General features: G+C 47.2%; 15 protein-coding genes, 1 pseudogene and 1 riboswitch. All 16 genes and pseudogenes read right to left on the bottom strand.

Annotated features, from left to right (window positions below; genetic code table 11):
• Positions 1-9: 9 nt before the first annotated feature.
• The 16 genes and pseudogenes from CEQ75_RS09585 to fmt all read right to left on the bottom strand — a co-directional run bounded on the left by CEQ75_RS09585 (position 10) and on the right by fmt (position 17,044).
• Positions 10-1,443, bottom strand: a complete 1,434-nt coding sequence (locus CEQ75_RS09585) for a sodium:solute symporter family protein (protein WP_089610156.1) — start codon at positions 1,441-1,443, stop codon at positions 10-12.
• A 21-nt stretch (positions 1,444-1,464) separates the two neighbouring features.
• Complete coding sequence (locus CEQ75_RS09580; protein WP_157677398.1) at positions 1,465-2,310, bottom strand: amidohydrolase; 846 nt, start codon at positions 2,308-2,310, stop codon at positions 1,465-1,467.
• 441 nt (positions 2,311-2,751) lie between these two features.
• Positions 2,752-3,456 carry a thiamine diphosphokinase gene (locus CEQ75_RS09575; protein WP_157677397.1) on the bottom strand — a complete coding sequence of 235 codons (705 nt, stop codon included), beginning with the start codon at positions 3,454-3,456 and terminating at the stop codon, positions 2,752-2,754.
• 22 nt (positions 3,457-3,478) lie between these two features.
• A complete protein-coding gene (ribH, locus tag CEQ75_RS09570; RefSeq protein WP_089610151.1) occupies positions 3,479-3,940 on the bottom strand; it encodes a 6,7-dimethyl-8-ribityllumazine synthase in 462 nt (153 codons plus the stop codon).
• 111 nt (positions 3,941-4,051) lie between these two features.
• Positions 4,052-5,257 carry a bifunctional 3,4-dihydroxy-2-butanone-4-phosphate synthase/GTP cyclohydrolase II gene (locus CEQ75_RS09565; protein ID WP_089610149.1) on the bottom strand — a complete coding sequence of 402 codons (1,206 nt, stop codon included), beginning with the start codon at positions 5,255-5,257 and terminating at the stop codon, positions 4,052-4,054.
• 242 nt (positions 5,258-5,499) lie between these two features.
• Complete coding sequence (locus CEQ75_RS09560) at positions 5,500-6,156, bottom strand: riboflavin synthase (RefSeq protein ID WP_089610147.1); 657 nt, start codon at positions 6,154-6,156, stop codon at positions 5,500-5,502.
• A complete protein-coding gene (ribD, locus tag CEQ75_RS09555; RefSeq protein ID WP_242965080.1) occupies positions 6,041-7,264 on the bottom strand; it encodes a bifunctional diaminohydroxyphosphoribosylaminopyrimidine deaminase/5-amino-6-(5-phosphoribosylamino)uracil reductase RibD in 1,224 nt (407 codons plus the stop codon). Before ribD ends, CEQ75_RS09560 begins: the two co-directional genes overlap by 116 nt.
• Positions 7,265-7,530: 266 nt before the next feature.
• Positions 7,531-7,647, bottom strand: a riboswitch (FMN riboswitch).
• 173 nt (positions 7,648-7,820) lie between these two features.
• Entirely contained in the window at positions 7,821-8,537 is a 717-nt protein-coding gene (gene rpe, locus CEQ75_RS09550; protein ID WP_089610145.1) for a ribulose-phosphate 3-epimerase, read from the bottom strand.
• Between the two features lies 1 nt (position 8,538).
• Positions 8,539-9,414, bottom strand: a complete 876-nt coding sequence (gene rsgA, locus CEQ75_RS09545; protein WP_089610143.1) for a ribosome small subunit-dependent GTPase A — start codon at positions 9,412-9,414, stop codon at positions 8,539-8,541.
• An 18-nt stretch (positions 9,415-9,432) separates the two neighbouring features.
• Positions 9,433-11,334 carry a Stk1 family PASTA domain-containing Ser/Thr kinase gene (gene pknB, locus CEQ75_RS09540; RefSeq protein ID WP_089610141.1) on the bottom strand — a complete coding sequence of 634 codons (1,902 nt, stop codon included), beginning with the start codon at positions 11,332-11,334 and terminating at the stop codon, positions 9,433-9,435.
• A 42-nt stretch (positions 11,335-11,376) separates the two neighbouring features.
• Positions 11,377-12,096 carry a Stp1/IreP family PP2C-type Ser/Thr phosphatase gene (locus CEQ75_RS09535; RefSeq protein WP_089610139.1) on the bottom strand — a complete coding sequence of 240 codons (720 nt, stop codon included), beginning with the start codon at positions 12,094-12,096 and terminating at the stop codon, positions 11,377-11,379.
• Positions 12,097-12,155: 59 nt separating this feature from the next.
• Positions 12,156-13,211: a dual-specificity RNA methyltransferase RlmN gene (gene rlmN, locus CEQ75_RS09530; protein ID WP_089610137.1), complete on the bottom strand. Its 1,056-nt coding sequence runs from the start codon at positions 13,209-13,211 to the stop codon at positions 12,156-12,158.
• A gap of 1 nt (position 13,212) precedes the next feature.
• The gene (gene rsmB / locus CEQ75_RS09525) at positions 13,213-14,601 is read right to left on the bottom strand and encodes a 16S rRNA (cytosine(967)-C(5))-methyltransferase RsmB (RefSeq protein ID WP_089610135.1); all 1,389 of its coding nucleotides are present in this window, start codon (positions 14,599-14,601) and stop codon (positions 13,213-13,215) included.
• Positions 14,594-15,283, bottom strand: a complete 690-nt coding sequence (locus CEQ75_RS09520; RefSeq protein ID WP_089610133.1) for a zinc metallopeptidase — start codon at positions 15,281-15,283, stop codon at positions 14,594-14,596. Before CEQ75_RS09520 ends, rsmB begins: the two co-directional genes overlap by 8 nt.
• A gap of 5 nt (positions 15,284-15,288) precedes the next feature.
• Positions 15,289-15,830 (bottom strand): annotated as a pseudogene (locus CEQ75_RS09515) (DUF116 domain-containing protein).
• A 281-nt stretch (positions 15,831-16,111) separates the two neighbouring features.
• Positions 16,112-17,044: a methionyl-tRNA formyltransferase gene (gene fmt / locus CEQ75_RS09510; RefSeq protein ID WP_089610131.1), complete on the bottom strand. Its 933-nt coding sequence runs from the start codon at positions 17,042-17,044 to the stop codon at positions 16,112-16,114.
• Between the last annotated feature and the right edge of the window lie 10 nt (positions 17,045-17,054).

Here is a 17,054-nt window from a genome sequence, read left to right as displayed (position 1 = left end):
CCTCCTTTATCAACCTAAAATATTGTCCTTATGTTCCATCATTTGCCGATCCTTGATATAATCCCAGATCGTCTTGATATATCGGCCTTTGCCGCGGGTGAAAAGACTCCCTACAATAATCCCTACCACCATCCCAAGCACAGACCAATACATGCCGGGAATAGAGGATTGGAAAACAAATTGAGATAAGGTAGGTGCGATTGCGCCCAGGGCAATCCCTAAAAGGCCTCCTGGTACGGTGATAAATTTCAGAGAGGCGAACATCAAAGGAATAACCACTCCTAAAAGAAGCACCAATCGGAAGGTAAAGGCAAATACGGTGGCCGCGACAATGGATTTCACCAGCATTGCCAATCCCAAGCCGATGAGCAGAGTTACGAGCGAACTGATTCTGGACACCATGAGCAGTTCTTTTTCAGTGGTATTTTTCTTCATTGGTTTGTAAATATCATTAATGAAAATGGTTGGAGCAGAAAACAGCATCGGTGCTAAGGTGGAAAGAATGGCTGCCATAACTGCGGACAATAAGAAACCGGCAAACCAAGGGCTGATCTCCATCGCAATCATAGGCAGAGCAGTAAGGCTGGTGCCTTCCGGCAAATAAGTTTTGGCAACAACGCCCAAAATTGCAAAGGGCACGGAATAAAGAGCAATAATGGATGCGGAAATAAAGAAACTATTTTTGGCTTCTTTGTCGTTTTTGGCACTGGCAGCCGTACTGAAAGTGATCTGGTGGATAATAGGCCCGGCTGCTACCGCCAGAAACCAACCCATCAAGGTAGACATACCCATGCCTTGTACATGGAAATAGGATTGGGGGAGAGTATCAACAACAGTCTGGAAGCCGCTGCCAAAATTCATGGCCAAAGGAACAGCAATGACTGCGGATAAAAGCATGACAAGGGTGTGCAGCATATTTGTCCATGCGGCAGCAACCATACCCCCCATGACCATGTAAGCACCCACGCTGATCAAAGTAATCAACATACCCCAGTGCATGGGAATCCCGAATAATCCGGAAAAAATCCCGGCAGCTCCTAAAAACTGCATGGCAAGAACGATCAAATCCTGGGCCAGCCACAAAACCGCCGTAATCTTACGTCCCGCTTCGCCGTACATCTCACCGATAAATTCCGGTAAGGTGAGAATTTTTAATTTACGCAAAATCGGCACAAAAAAAAGCGCCGCCAGCACTAACCCAATGGTGAAAAAGCCGGTATAAAAACCAGGGTAGATCCCTTTATCATAAGCTTGCTGGGTAATACCGATGGAAGCTCCGGAACCTTCCCAGGCACCGCAAAGAATAGCCACCAAAAAAACCCAACCAAAATTACTGCTGGCGACCAGAAAATCCGGAGTGGATTTTACCCGCCGCCCCACAGCAAGTCCAATGATATTTGTTAAGATAAGATAACCAATAATACAGCCTAATACAATCTGCATATATTTCACCTCATTTTGTTATTAGTTAATGTTATCAGGATAAACTGTTTTACCACCAACAATGGTTTCAAAGGCGGGATTCAGGGCTACCCGAATCTTCAGATGACGATCCCTTACTCCTTGTTGATATGATTCAATTAATTTTAATGATTGCACCAAACCATCTGAAGCAGTGGTAACACCTGCTTGGGCGTAAACCTGTGCGGCCCTGTTAAAAGCGGCCATTCTTTGATCCTGGGAAAGATCCATGTTGAAGGAACCTTGCACCAGGTTCATAGCTGTTTCCTCCATCAAACCTGTGGGTACACCAGTCACAGAATCTCTGACAATCACGCCCCCTTCCGGGTTAGGAGTATCCTTGGTGATCCCCTTAATTGCTAAAGCTCTGCTGTTCCCAACCCCCATATGAAAAGATACATGACTGATCCAGATCGGATGCTCCGTTGATACCTTGTCAAAATCATCTCTAGTGAGATGACGCATCTCATGAATCAAAGTATCATCATATCCCGTGCCATAGATCCAATCACCAGAGGGTGTTTGTGCAGCTTTTTCTTTTAATGCGGCGATATAGTCATCGATGCTGACCTTTTCCCCCACCGGCGGACTTGAGAGATTCACCTTGAGCAATTGTTCAGAGGCAAAACTAAAATGTCCATGAGCATCATAAAATCCCGGAATCATGGTCTTGCCCGCCAAATCGACAATTATTGTTTCCAGTCCTGATAAAGCTATAATTTCCTTATTGTCACCCACTGCTAAAATTTTATCATCTTTAAGGGCCAATCCCTGAACAATTCGATCCATCTTGTCTACAGTGATAACGGTTCCATTGAGATAAATTTTATCAGCATATCTTTTTGGCACGCGTCCCTCCTCCAATTCATGATTATCCCAGGTTTTCTCCAATCCAATTCTGAAATAAACGGCCCCTTTCTTCAAAACCGGAAGTTTGTATGGACCAATTCACCTGCCAACATTTAATCATTTGCCATAACTTATAGCTTCCAGTTGTCTTATTTCTTTCATCATTAAATACTTATCTATATTGGAGTTTAAACTAATGCAGTCAAATATACATGTATCATAATGTAAAAATTTTCTTTTATTCTGATTAACGATTTGTTGGATTTCCCAATTCCTCTTTCTAATCTATATGAGAATCCTCAGCTTGGATCAAACTTTGGAGTGGGATGAACCGGAATTTTCTTTCTAAACAAAAAAATACTATCCTCAATCAAAAAGAATAGTATTTTTGTAATATTCATAAAATAGGTTGGTTAGTTGGTTGGTTGGTTAGTTAGTTGGTCATGATTTTTCCATTCCGTTCAGATCCCATTGATCAAATTCCAAGACTCTCGGTTTCTCCCAGGCTTTAATCACCAGGGCAATCCCTTCCTTGATTTCAATCATCGCTTCACTATCCGCCATTTCATTGGACACCCCCCGGGAGGTTCCTAAAAAAATGGTATCATCACGCAGCATATACTTCAAACCCCGGGTAGAGACCCCTTTCAGTTCATAGGAGAGGGGGATAATGGAAACCAGGTCTCCAGGTGCTCCGGAAAAAGTAAGTTTCTTTTTTAAGAGCATGATTTCATTTTGCTCATTGATCACTTTCACCCGCACCCCATCGGGAACCCCGAAGAGTAATAAAATATTGGACAGGCTGTGATCAATCCGGGTGCCTAAAGTCCCCATCAAAACAATCTCCTCCGGATGCTGATCCAAACAGCATTGCAGGGCCAGCTCAGTATCCGTCATATCCTTTTCTTTGGGGAAAGAACTGATTTGACAATCCGTACCCTCCAAAACAGCTTTCACATCCGGGGTAAGAGAATCAAAATCTCCCAGGACGATATCCGGGACAATCCCCATTAAAAGGGCATATCTGGTACCTCCGTCAGCGCAGACAATAAAATCTGATTCCTGTATTTGGGCCTTGTGCCAGAAATGATCTTGCATATCGCCGTGGGCAATCAGCACGCATCGCTTTATATTTCGGTCAGACAAGCGCAGCCACACCTTTTCCTCGTTAAATTTCTTTCAGCAGGTTGGCCATCTCCAAGGCAGCCATGGCGGCATCCCAGCCTTTATTGCCCGCTTTGGTTCCGGCTCTTTCAATGGCCTGCTCAATGGTATCCGCTGTAATCACACCAAAAATTACCGGTTTATCCTGTTCCAATCCCACATGAGCCACTCCCTTGGCTACCTCTGAGGCCACATAGTCAAAATGGGGCGTGGCACCCCGAATCACCGCTCCCAGGCAAAGCACCCCATCATAGTTGCGGCGTGCCATTTTCTTGGCTGCCAGAGGGATTTCAAAAGCTCCCGGCACCCAGGCAATTTCAATATCATCCGGGTTGACCCCGTGTCGTGTCAAGGCATCCAGAGCGCCTGATACCAGTTTCCCGGTGATAAATTCGTTAAATCTGGCGGCCACAATACCAAATTTTAATCCTTCTCCAATTAAATTTCCTTCGAAGATCTTTGCCATGAATATTCCTCCTCATAAATTAAATGCATCTGAAATGTCGTTTTATAATATTTCTTATCCTTTTCCATACTGTAACCTGATTCTCTCTTTCCCGGCGTATGGGTATCCAGGTTAATTGCTCGCCTCATGGAGAAGATGTCCCAATTTTTCTTTTTTGGTGTGTAAATAAAAGGAATTATTGCTATTGGGGCAAATTTCGCATGGTACCCGCTCAACCACTTCCAGTCCATAGCCTTCCAAACCTTTAATTTTTCGTGGGTTATTAGTGATCAAGCGGATTTTCTTGACCCCCAAATCCGCCAAGATCTGGGCTCCGATGCCATAGTTTCTTAAATCAGCTGGAAATCCAAGTGCCAAATTGGCTTCTACCGTATCCTTGCCCTCATCCTGAAGATGATAAGCTTTTAATTTGTTTAAGAGTCCTATGCCTCGTCCTTCCTGGCGCATATAAAGCAGGATCCCTGCTCCCTCTGCTTCAATCATGCTCATAGCCGTCGCCAATTGATCCCCGCAATCACAGCGGGCAGATCCAAAAACATCCCCGGTGAGACATTCTGAATGAACCCGCACCAAAACCGGCCGATCCGGGGAGATTTCTCCTTTCACCAAGGCGATATGGGTATGAGGGTCAATATCATTGGAATAGCCCACCGCCGTAAAATCCCCATAATGAGTTGGCAGTTTTGTAGTCACCTCCCGGTGCACCAGCTTTTCCGTTTTGCGGCGGTATTGAATGAGGTCGGCGATGGTGATGATTTTTAGTTGATATTTTTCTGCAAACTCCATTAATTGGGGGAGACGCGCCATGGTGCCGTCTTCGTTCATCACTTCGCAGATCACCCCTGCCGGATACAAGCCGGCTAATCTAGCCAAATCCACCGCTGCTTCCGTGTGGCCTGTTCTTTTTAAGACCCCGCCTTCTTTGGCCCGTAAGGGAAAAATATGTCCCGGTTTTTTTAAGTCATCCGGCAGTAATTTCGGGTTAAGAATAGCCTGCACCGTGTCGGATCTTTCAAAGGCGGAAATCCCGGTGGTGGACTTTGGTCCGTCCACAGAGATGGTAAAGGCGGTTTCATGATTATCCGTATTATGCTCCACCATGGGTGCGAGCTTAAGCTCATTAATTCTTTCGGCAGTCAGGGGCATACATACCAGACCCCGGGCATGGGATGCCATGAAATTAATGGCCTCCGGCGTGGCTTTTTCCGCCGCCATGACCAGATCTCCTTCATTTTCCCGATCTTCATCGTCTACTACAATGACCATTTTTCCTGCTTTTATTTCCTCAATGGCTTCTTCGATGGTATTTAATTTCATTTTTCTTCCTCCCTCTGTTATTGACCAAATAAATAGATAAAACTTGGCTTACGTCAAACCTCTGGTACCGACGGAAGCCCAGGTTGCACTTATACTTTCAACCTAAAATTTATACTTTTAAAAAGTATAAAAGCATGAAATAAATATATTTAAACCCACGGATCATAGATGCCAACATATCCGCTCTTTAATGCTAATTCCCATTCACTAATTACTAACTACTAAATACTAATCACTAACCACTAACTAAAGCCATGTTCCGCTAAATATTCCAAGGAAATCGATGATTTTTTTACTTGCCGCTCGTTTTCCTGGAAAAACATCAGGCGCTCCACATATTTCCCGATCATATCTCCTTCCAGATTTACCGTGTCCCCGCTCTTTTTATAGCCCAAGGTGGTCATTTTGGCGGAATGAGGAATTAAAGAAACGGTAAAACGGTCCTTTTTCACATCCACGATAGTCAAACTAACCCCATCTATAGCAATGGAACCTTTAGGAATCATATATTTCAAGACACCGGCGGGTGCCATAATTTCTGTCAGCAGGGCAATATCCAGCTTTTCCTGGCGGCCTACGGTACCCACCCCATCAATATGACCGCTGACCATATGTCCGCCTAAGCGGTCGCCCAAACGCACGGCCCGTTCCAAATTGACGCGATCCCCGGATTTTAAATCCCCTAAGCTGCTTTTCCCAAGGGTCTCCATCATCACATCCGCCTGGAAATAATCACGGCCGATCTCAACTACCGTTAGGCAGACCCCGTTCACAGCAATACTGTCACCGATCACTGTCCCCTTCAAGACCTTTTGGGCGGAGAGGATAATGCGGGCTGAATTTTGCCCTTTTTTCAGACCGATCACCCGGCCTAATTCTTCTACCAATCCGGTAAACATTGCAATCACCCCCGAATTCTGGATAGCCGGTCAAGAGAAAATCTGTTCCGATCTGATCCATCTTTAAATCATAAACCCTAACCGCATGGCCCATTTCCGCAATGCCCATGCCCCCCAGCATACCGGGGGCATGGTGACCGCCGATAAGTTTGGGAGCGATAAAAACATAGAGCTTATCCACCAGCTCTCGGTCAAAGAAGGCACCCTGAATTTGAGCCCCGCCCTCGATCAAAATACTGGTGATCCCTTTTTCGGATAAAATCTTCAAAACAGAAAAAATATCCACCTGACCCTCTGATCCCGGGCAGGAAATTACCTCCACCCCTTTTTCCGCCAGTAAAGCAGCTTTTGGTTCGCCATCGGCAATTTCACCTGTGAAGACCAGCGTAGGCGCACTTTTCGTATCCAGCACTTGAGCCTCCATTGGGATGCGCAACCGAGAATCCAGAATCACCCGCTGGGGATCTTTTAATCCCGGCACCCGGGTGGTGAGCAGGGGATCATCAGCGAGCACAGTGCCAATTCCCGTGAGGATAGCATCATAACGATGCCTTAATTGACGCCCAACCATCCGGGCTTCCTCCCCCGTAATCCACTTGGAGCTTCCGGTATAGGAAGATGTTTTCCCGTCTAAGGTTACCGCAGATTTAAAGGCAATAAATGGCCTCTGAGATGTGATCTGTTTAATAAAAACTTCATTTAAAACCCGGGCCTCATCTTCCAAAACTCCGGTAACTACTTCCATGCCGGCAGCCCGAAGCTTTGCGATACCACCCCCCGCTACCTGAGGATTGGGATCCACCATGGCCACCACCACTTTCTTAAGACCTGCCTTGATTAAGGCATCGGTACAAGGAGGAGTTCGCCCATGGTGACAGCAAGGTTCCAAAGTGACATACATGGTCCCGCCCAATGCCTTGGTCCCCGCCATCTGTAAGGCATGGATCTCGGCATGGGGTGTACCCGCCTTTTGATGATACCCTTCCCCCACTACTTGTCCTTCCCGGACAATGACGGCTCCGACCATGGGATTGGGAGAGGTCCAGCCCTCTCCTTTTCGCGCCAGATTGATGGCCCGCTGCATCCATTGTTCGTCTGTCACTTTCACTTGCTTCCCCTTCTTCCTGTTAACCACATAACTGTTTTTTTTACTTCACTTCTTATCCTGAATGCAGGGGAAAATCTTAAAAGGCAAGATCCTTCGCTGCGCTTAGGATAACAACCTTAGGTGCTGCAAGATACCGCTTTCACCTATGCTTTCAACCTTTAAAATTTATGCTTTCCTGAAATAAAATAAAAATCCCCGGGTGTTTTCCCCAGGGATGATTGGATTGCTTGACAAATACATATGAATCTATGTCCAAGAACACAGATTAACATCCTTTCCCATCCAGACTATAACTGTCGACTCCGGAATTGCACCGGATCAGCCAATTGGCTCGCGGGTTTTTACCGCCGATACGGAATTTCACCGATCCCCCAAGGATATATATAATTTGATTTTCTTTGACGTTTATGATACACATTATACACAATTTGAAGGATGATTGCAAGATTTTTAGTCCGTAATTTCAGTCCGTAAGATCCCCACATTACCCGTCAGGGGACACACCTGCTGAAGTTAAAGACCACACCTTGAGAACAGGATTGTATGAAATTGAACTTTATGATTCACCCAAAGGCTGGACCACTTTTTTCAGTTCTTCCTGCCAATATGCCTGATAGGATTTTTCCGCCGCTTCCTTTAAATCTATCACCGCTTTTTTAATATCCGGGGCACCAAACACCGCCGAACCGGCCACCAGCACATTAGCACCGGCTGTGACCACATCGCCCACATTACTTAAACAAATCCCCCCGTCCACCTGAATATCAATATCCAATTCACGTTCCCGGATCATCTTGTGCAAGCTTTCAATTTTTTTTAGCACGGAAGGAATAAATTTTTGTCCTCCAAAACCCGGATTGACACTCATTAAAAGTACCATATCCAGCTCCGGCAAAATTTCCTCAATCCCGCATAAGGATGAGGCCGGATTGAGAGACACCGCTGCTTTAACGCCTAATTCCTTGATATTTTGAATGGTGCGATGTAAATGGGGACATGTTTCCTGATGTACACAAAGCAAATCGGCCCCCGCCACCACAAAGGCCTCCGCGAATTGATCGGGATTTTCAATCATCAGGTGCACATCGAAAAACAAGTTGGAATGAGGCCGCAAATCTTTGACCAGACCTGAGCCAAAGGTAAGATTGGGCACAAAATGACCGTCCATCACGTCTAGATGGAGATAATCTGCGCCGGCCTCCTCAATTATTTTAATCTCTTCCCCCAACCGGCTGAAGTCTGCCGCTAAAAGGGAGGGGGCCAATTTAATCATGCTAATATCTCCTTTCCTGTTCAGTCACTTCCTGCAAAAAATGCAAATATCTTTGATAGCGGCCCGGATCAATTGTTCCCGCTGCCACAGCATCTTTCACGGCACAATCAGGTTCTTTATGATGGACGCAGGAGGTGAAACGGCAGCCGCCCCTGTAGGCACCGATCTCCGGGAAAAAGTCATCCAACTCTTCCCGGGAGATGCTCGGCGTTTCCAAAACGGAAAAACCCGGGGTATCGGCAACCCATCCGCCAAAATCAAGGGGAAGAAGCTCCACATGCCTGGTGGTATGCTTCCCCCGGCCGATTTTTTGGCTGACCTCCCCGGTTTTTAATGCTAAACCGGAGCTGACCGCGTTTAAAAGGCTGGATTTCCCTGCCCCGGAAGGGCCGGTAAAAACCGAAATCTTATCCTTTAAAACAGCACCCACATCTGCCAGTCCCAGTCCCGTTTTGGTGCTGCATAGGATCGTTTCATATTCGGCTTTTTGATAGGTTTGAAGGATTTCCGTAGCTACATCATTAGTTGCCAAATCCGCCTTATTAAAGATCACCGCAGCCGGCAGGTTTTTCTGACGGCTGATAAGAAGCAAACGATCCAGCAAGAGAAAGTCCGGGTCGGGATTTTTCAGGGCAAAAACAATCAACACCTGCTCCACATTGGCCACGGAAGGCCGGTTTAATTCACTGGTACGGGGCAGGATTTTTTCAATCACCCCCGTTTTTTCGTCCCGAAAAGTGATCAAGACCCGATCCCCCGCCAGTATATTTTGCTTTTGGTTACGAAATCTGCCCCTAAGGGAGCATTCCCATAATTGATCTCCTGCTTTTACGTAGTAAAATCCGCCGTAAAACTTAATTAAAATGCCTTCTTCCATGAAGCCTCCTTTATCACATTATGGCACGTTTTCACTTATTCCTAATTCATCATCCACATAAACATCGATTTTCCCTTTGCCGAAAAAGGGCACCTGCTGATCGATAAAATCTCCCGGCTGGTGTACCCGATCATATTCGGTACGCTCCCCCTTGAGATCAGAAACGATAATTCTCAAACGATGAGTCTCACCATCAGGGGGGATATCATAAGTCACCCGAGCCATCTGTGCCATAGGACCAGGCCCGCTGCTGACCTGAACATTTACTTTATCCCCCTCCAGCACCATATCTCCAGCCTTGATCTCCTGGCTCATGATCTGGGAAGGGAAATATTCATTGCTTTCCCGCTCTTCCGCTTTACCAATGGATAACCCTAAGTCTTTCAGGATTTTCTCGGCTTCATCCAGATATTTATTTAATAAATCGGGCATAGGCAGGTATTTGAGTTCTTTGCCTTTACTCACCACTACCGTCACCATGGTTTTTTCCGGAACATCCACGCCGGCTTCCGGCTGCTGAGAAATCACCGTCCCGGCAGGCACCCGATCATCAAAGGCTTCACTGAAATCACCCTGCAGGTTTCTGTTGTTCAGCTCAACAACGGCTTCCCGTTGTGTTTTACCCACCACATTGGGTACCCGGGTAGTTTTCGGCCCATTACTGATCACCAAGCCCACTACATTGGTTTTTTTAACCATTTGATTAGGCTCAATAGTCTGAGATATAACATGATCCTTTTTTATCGTATCATGGAAACTATACGTCAAGGTATGTTCTAAACCGGCCTCTTTTAATTCGGCCTTGGCTTCAATCAGGGATTTTCCCCTCATATCAGGCATTCTCGCTTCCCCAACGTTGAAAAAGCCGGTAAGCAGAGCATAGGCACCCCAGCCCAGCAATAAAAAGATCAAGACTGCAGCGCCGATAATCCCCCAAGTCGCCTGGGGTTTTAATTTTTTCTTCTTAGGGGGCGGAGTTTTTTCCTCTTCAGGAATCTTTTTTCCTTCCGGAGATCCGTTGCCGGATCTGACCGCAGGAATTTCCACCGTATCCTCGCTTAGGTTTTGCTTTTCCTTGATCATATTAATTTCGTGACTCTTGCCCGTATATATTTTTTCTAAATCAAAAGCCATGGCGTCAGCTGAAGCATAGCGCAAATCCGGATTTTTTTCCATGGCCTTGAGAATCACATGGGACAGCTCCATAGGAATATCCTCAACCAAGGCACTGGGGGAAGGGGGTTCCTCCTGAATGTGCTGCAAGGCAACAGCGATGGGACTTTCCCCTTCAAAAGGCAGATGTCCGGTAAGCATTTCGTACAAGACCACCCCGGCCGAGTATAAATCCGATTTCGGTCCTACGGACAGTCCTTTGGCCTGTTCCGGGGAAATATACTGCACGGAACCCACCATGGTACCGGAATATGTCATGGTCGCTTCATTGGCGACCCGGGCAATGCCAAAATCAGTGACCTTCACCCGGCCGTCCATCGTTAACAGGATATTATGGGGCTTAATATCCCTATGCACCACATGATGTTCATGTGCGTGTTCCAAGGCATGAAGAATTTGGATGGCAATGGGAACCGCTTCCTCAGGCGTTAATTTCCCTTGCTCACGAATATACTCTTTTAGATTCCGGCCTTCCACATATTCCATCACCAGGTAATGCAGGTCCAACTCAAAGCCCACATCATAGATGCTGACAATATTAATATGGGAAAGACTGGCAACAGATTGAGCCTCCCGGTGAAATCGTCTAACAAAATCTTCATCACTGGCAAACTGTTCCCGTAACACTTTGATGGTTACCCATCTGTTTAAAAGGGTATCTAACCCCTTATAAACAATGGACATACCGCCGGAACCTAATTTTTCGATAATTTCATAACGGTTGCCAAACTTCTTTCCGATCATCATGTTCACCTCGCTTTTCAAGGCATCTAATGCACTAAAATTGGTTTAAGAAACGCTCACGCGATAAATCAAAATGGCGGTAATATTATCAGAACCGCCCCGTGCCAATGCCAGCTTAAGCAGTTCATCAGCAGCTGCTCTCAACCTTTTTCCCGGGGTCAAAAGAGCAATCATTTCTTCAGAACGGATGAGATTTGACAATCCATCGGTGCACAGAATAAAATAATCTCCTCCATATGTATCCAGTTCCATGGTGTCCACTTCCACATGGGCATTAACACCCAAAGCGCGGGTGAGCACATTCTTTTGGGGATGGGTCATGGCTTCTACTTCCGTAAGTCCGCCCCCGCGCATCAATTCCCCCACCAGGGAATGATCCTGGGTCAGAAGACGGATTTTTCCTTCTCTGATCAAATAAATCCGGCTGTCCCCCACATGACAAAAATAAGCTTTCCCGTCCACAATCCAAAGGGCGGACATAGTGGTGCCCATGCCGGAATACTCCTTGTGCTCACGGGATTGCTGAAAAATACTGTTGTTAGCCTGATAAAATGAATGACGCAGAATCTCCCCGGGCGGATCATTGGAGGGAAGAGCAACCATCTGGGCTACAGTTTCAATGGCCATCTTGCTGGCCACCTCTCCTGCCAAACTGCCGCCCATGCCATCTGCCACAGCAAAAAGCTGCTGTTCCAAATCACACCACAGGGAATCCTCATTATTTTTTCGTACCAAACCCACATCCGATACCACTTCTGCGTACATGCTTACACCTCTTTATCATCATCAAGTCTGTGTAAAACTATCTGTTGGGCAGATTACTCTTATTTGCCTCTTATTCTTCTTCTTAATTGTCCGCAGGCAGCATTGATATCCCCGCCTTTTTCTTCTCTGACCACAGCATTCACCCCGCATGCAGCCAGTTTTTGTACAAATTTGGCCAAAACTTCCGGTTCCGGCGATTGAAAACCGCTCTCCGGCACCTCATTGGAAGGAATAATATTGACATTAGCCAAACGATTGTGCATTAAACGGCATAGTTTTGCTCCATCTTCCTCACTGTCATTGACACCGCGAAAAAGTGCGTATTCATAGGTTACCCGGCGGCCTGTTTTTTCTGCATAATAATCCGCTGCTTTTAAAACTTCCTCCAAGGGGTATTTTTTATTAATAGGCATCAAGGAGCTCCGGCCTTCATTATCCGGTGCATGCAGGGACACCGCCAGGGTGACGGGCAATGCTGCGTCGGCTAACTGATAAATCTGAGGTACCAGGCCGCAGGTAGAAATAGTCATCCGGCGCATCCCAATCCCCAATCCTTCCGGATGGTTTAAAAGATGAATGCTCTTTAATACCACCGGTAAGTTGGCCAAAGGCTCACCCATACCCATATACACCACATTAGTCACCTGGTCCAGTTTATATTCCCGGCAATACCTTTGGGCCGTCCAGACCTGAGCCATAATTTCTCCTGCCGTGAGATTTCTTTCCATCCGATCCATGCCCGTGGCGCAAAAGACACAACCCATGGCACATCCCGCCTGTGTACTGACACAAACGGTATTGCGGTCCCGGCTTGCGGTTCGTTCATAGGTCATAAGCACGGTTTCTACCATCACCCCGTCGGAGAATTTTAAAAGAAATTTAATGGTATCTCCCTTTTTTGACTTGGAAGTTGTAATCAGCTTAGGCCGGGTAATAAAAGCTTTTTCACTTAGTATTTCCTGAAGCTTCCCGGGAATATTACTCATCTCACCAATGGCCGTGACTCCCTGCCGATGAACCCAATGAAAGAGCTGTTTGGCTCGAAATCGGGGAAGATTTAATTCATTTGTCAAGTTTTCCAGATCGGCAAGATCTGCGCCTAATAAATCCAACATTTTACTTAACCTCGTGCCTTTTTTTCATGCGGGCCATAAACAAGCCGTCGGTGCCATGGCGATGGGGATAAAGCTGCAACATTCCCTGGGACGGCTTTTCATGATCTCCTAAATCTCCTAAAGGGAAACCCAAAATCTGATCAATGGGATCCAGGGCAAAATCCTCATGCTCCCTTAAAAACCAGCACACCAATGCTTCGTTTTCTTCCGGGGTAATGGTGCAGGTGGAATAAACGAGAATCCCCCCGGGTTTTACGGTCTTGGCGGCAGCAGAGAGCAGCTTTTTTTGGATGGCGGCCAAGGCGCCGATATCTCCCTTTTCCTTATTCCATCTGGCGTCAGGCCGTCTTCTTAGCACCCCTAAGCCGGAACAGGGGGCATCCACCAAACAATAATCCGCCCAGTGGGTGAGAGAATCCGGTAATTGGGTACCATCCTGGACCGCTGTTTCCACGATGGTGATGCCCAGCCTCTTACAGCTTTCGTCGATTAAGGATAATTTATGGGGATAGAGATCAAAGGCCTTGATCTCCCCCTGGTTTTTCATCAGCTGGGCAACATGGGTGGTTTTCCCTCCCGGAGCGGCACAGAGATCCAGCATGCGGCTGCCCGGTGATGGCTGTAAAACATGGGCCACCAGCATGGATCCCTCATCCTGCACCTGAAATAAGCCTTCCTGATAAGATGGTAAAGAGGCAATGGCGGTCACTTCTTCCAGGATGATGCTCTCCGGGACAAACCTCCCCGGGCGGCTTGCCACCCCCTCCTCTTTCAAGCGTAATAAGAGACCTTCCCGGGTCGTTTTTAAGGTGTTGGTGCGCAGGGTCACCTGGGGGGAGGTATTATTCCAGGCACATAGCTCCAGGGTTTCCTCCCGGCCGAATTGCTCCAGCCAGCCCTCTACCATCCACTGGGGATGGGAATAGAGAAGAGCAATATGATTCACCGGATCCTGTTCCAGGGAAGGATATACGATTTGATCTTTTTGACGAGTGATATTTCTCAGCACCCCGTTCACAAGCTTCACCGTACCGGCATGACCGTACTTTTTCGCCAGCTTAACAGACTCATTAACTGCAGCCCGTTCCGGCACCTTATCGAGAAACATAATTTGATAAACACCCAAACGTAAAATCAATAGGATCCACAGGGGCAGGGTATTTAAGGGTTTCTTAATAAACAGACCTAAAATATAATCGATCCGTCCCTGCATCCGGATGGTGCCGTAGACCAGTTCGGTAATAAAAGAACGATCCAGCCCCCGGTAAGTGCCCCGGTTCAGGACCTTGTTCAGTTCCAGATTGGCAAAAGCACCTTTTTCCGCCACCTGGTAAAGAATGAGGAGGGCAGTCTCCCGGGGAGACGGCCCTGTTTTTTCGGTTTTAGTCATCACTTCTCCCCATGCCGGAAATGATAATCAAACGGATTAATTGTAAAATGCCCATCAGGGCGGCGGCGACATAGGTCAGAGCAGCCGCATCCAGCACTTTTTTCGTTTGCGGAATCTCTTCCCTGGTTAAATAACCTCCCCCTTCCAAAAGAGCCAAGGCCCGGCTGGAGGCATTAAATTCCACAGGCAAGGTCACCAGCTGGAATAAAACCACGGCGGCAAAGGCATAGACACCAATGCGAGCCAGGCTGGGTATCCCCATTAACAGCCCGATTAAGAGCAAAATCCAGGCTGCATTGCTGCCAAATTGGGCCACAGGCACCAAAGAAGAGCGAATGGCCATGGGCGCATAATTAACATCATGCTGAACGGCGTGCCCCGCCTCGTGGGCGGCAACACCAATGGCGGCCAGGGAAGTACTGCCGTAAACTTCCTGTGACAAACGCAATGTCCTATCCCTGGGGTCGTAATGATCAGATAACTTCCCGGGAACCATTTCCACCCCAACCGCTTCCAGGCCTTGTTGATTTAATATTTGACGGGCCGCCTGAGCGGCGGTGATGCCGTTTAATGATCTGACCCGGTTAAACTTATCAAAGGTTGATGTGACCTTTAACTGGGCCCAGCCCGCAAGAATGATCCCGGGAATCAATAAAATAAAAGTCGGATCCCAAAAAAACATTATAATTAAACCTCCTCAGCGATTTTCACTTTTCCAAACTTGTGCATTTCCTTAGCTCCTACCGGTAAAAAATAGCGGATCCCATCCTCTACCTGTTCCAATGAGACGGTGGTATTCAGGCAGGGCCCTTCCGGCCGGATATTCAAAATCCCTAAAACCGGCAGGGGATTAACATCAATAATGCCGCTGGTTAAATCCCGCTCACAGGCAATGGCTACAATGCCCTGGGGACGATACTTCTCAATAAATTTTCTGGCCAGGGTCCCCCGGTGGCGACCACCAAAGCTACCCCATAATAATCCGTTAAGTCCAGGAGATCATTGACCACACAGGCTCCGCACCTTTGGCAGTTTCTCACATCCATAGTAATCTTATAGGGACAGGTATGCCTTTGGAGACAATGGGGCGCCAGAATCATGATCTGATTCGGCTGTAAATAAAACTGATGGGAATAAACCATCTGGTTATTGACCTCAATAAAGGAACGTTTAATCAGTTCTTTGTTCAGTCCGAACACATGACCCACCCCAAGAGCCACAGGAAACATCAGATTAATGGCAATGCGCATCATCCCCTCCATAGAAGGAAACGCTTTCGATTGGTAGATGGTGAGCACCATGCCCATAATCCCCAAGCCGATTAATAGAATCACACCCAGGAGCATGGCGGCAAAAAGCACCAGCAGCACCCGGTAAAACATGAGTTCCCGATGAATGGCGAGAAACCAGATCAAAACCACCGAACCAACCATGAGACATAAACTGATGAGCAGGAGCCCGATAAAAAGTCTTTTTCTTACTTGTGGTTGATCTTTTATTGTTTGAACCTTCATCCTAAAACACTGCCCTTCTCGAGGCGCACACCGCGAGCCCAATCCTCACCGGGCATGGGGCGTTTCCCCTGAGGCTGAAGGAGACGCAGCCAAAGGCTGCCACGACCACAGGCCACCAGAATACCCTGACCGTTCCTGATATCAAGCACCAGTCCGGGACGTTCCTGAACCCCTTCATCCTCCACCTGGGTTTCCCAAATTTTAATCGTTTTGCCCCCAAAAAGGGTGTAAGCCCCCGGCCAGGGATTTAAACCCCGCACCTGATTGTGCACCTCCCGGGCATTTTTCTGCCAAATAATTTGTTCATGCTCTCTCTCCAAAAGGGAAGCATAGGAAGCTTCCTCATGGCTTTGCGGAACCGGCCTGATCTGATCATTGTCCAGTAAAGCCAGAGTTTCCATGAGCAATTCCCCGCCTGTCTCAGCTAATTTATCATGGAGACTGCCCACGGTATCCTGCTTTTCGATAGGTACCTTTTTTTTGAGCAGCATCGCCCCGGTATCCATACCCCGATCCATGAGCATGGTGGTGACACCCGTCTCATCCTCCCCTTGGATGATGGACCAATGAATCGGCGCCGCGCCCCGATATTTGGGCAAAAGGGAGGCATGGACATTAATACAGCCCTTAGGAGGCATGGTTAACAATGCTTCATTTAAAAGCTGACCGTAAGCGACCACCACCAACACATCGGGAGCAAGGTCTTTAAGCTGAGCAATAAAACCTCCCTCGTTGATTTTTTGCGGTTGCAAAACCGGGATTCCTTTGGCTAAAGCCCGTTCCTTTACCGGAGTAAAGGCCATTTGCTGCCCTCTGCCCTTGGGCCTGTCCGGCTGGGTCACAACTGCCACCACCTGATGAGGAGATGACAGCAGCTGATTCAAACTGGGCAGGGCATAATCGGGACTGCCCATAAATATTACGCGCATAATTCACCAC

It is taken from the genome of Dehalobacterium formicoaceticum (assembly GCF_002224645.1).
Classification (GTDB): Bacteria; Bacillota; Dehalobacteriia; order Dehalobacteriales; family Dehalobacteriaceae; genus Dehalobacterium; species Dehalobacterium formicoaceticum.
This window is presented reverse-complemented; position numbering and strand designations above follow the sequence as displayed.

Bases quoted from the DNA above. Each gene is read 5' to 3' on its own strand.
- CEQ75_RS09560 (WP_089610147.1), bottom strand. From the start codon at position 6,156: ATGTTTACCGGATTGGTAGAAGAATTAGGCCGGGTGATCGGTCTGAAA.
- CEQ75_RS09565 (WP_089610149.1), bottom strand. From the start codon at position 5,257: ATGAAATTAAATACCATCGAAGAAGCCATTGAGGAAATAAAAGCAGGA.
- rsmB (WP_089610135.1), bottom strand. From the start codon at position 14,601: ATGACTAAAACCGAAAAAACAGGGCCGTCTCCCCGGGAGACTGCCCTC.
- CEQ75_RS09520 (WP_089610133.1), bottom strand. From the start codon at position 15,283: ATGTTTTTTTGGGATCCGACTTTTATTTTATTGATTCCCGGGATCATT.
- CEQ75_RS09535 (WP_089610139.1), bottom strand. From the start codon at position 12,096: ATGTACGCAGAAGTGGTATCGGATGTGGGTTTGGTACGAAAAAATAAT.
- rlmN (WP_089610137.1), bottom strand. From the start codon at position 13,211: ATGTTGGATTTATTAGGCGCAGATCTTGCCGATCTGGAAAACTTGACA.
- rpe (WP_089610145.1), bottom strand. From the start codon at position 8,537: ATGATTAAATTGGCCCCCTCCCTTTTAGCGGCAGACTTCAGCCGGTTG.
- ribH (WP_089610151.1), bottom strand. From the start codon at position 3,940: ATGGCAAAGATCTTCGAAGGAAATTTAATTGGAGAAGGATTAAAATTT.
- CEQ75_RS09585 (WP_089610156.1), bottom strand. From the start codon at position 1,443: ATGCAGATTGTATTAGGCTGTATTATTGGTTATCTTATCTTAACAAAT.
- rsgA (WP_089610143.1), bottom strand. From the start codon at position 9,414: ATGGAAGAAGGCATTTTAATTAAGTTTTACGGCGGATTTTACTACGTA.
- pknB (WP_089610141.1), bottom strand. From the start codon at position 11,334: ATGATGATCGGAAAGAAGTTTGGCAACCGTTATGAAATTATCGAAAAA.
- fmt (WP_089610131.1), bottom strand. From the start codon at position 17,044: ATGCGCGTAATATTTATGGGCAGTCCCGATTATGCCCTGCCCAGTTTG.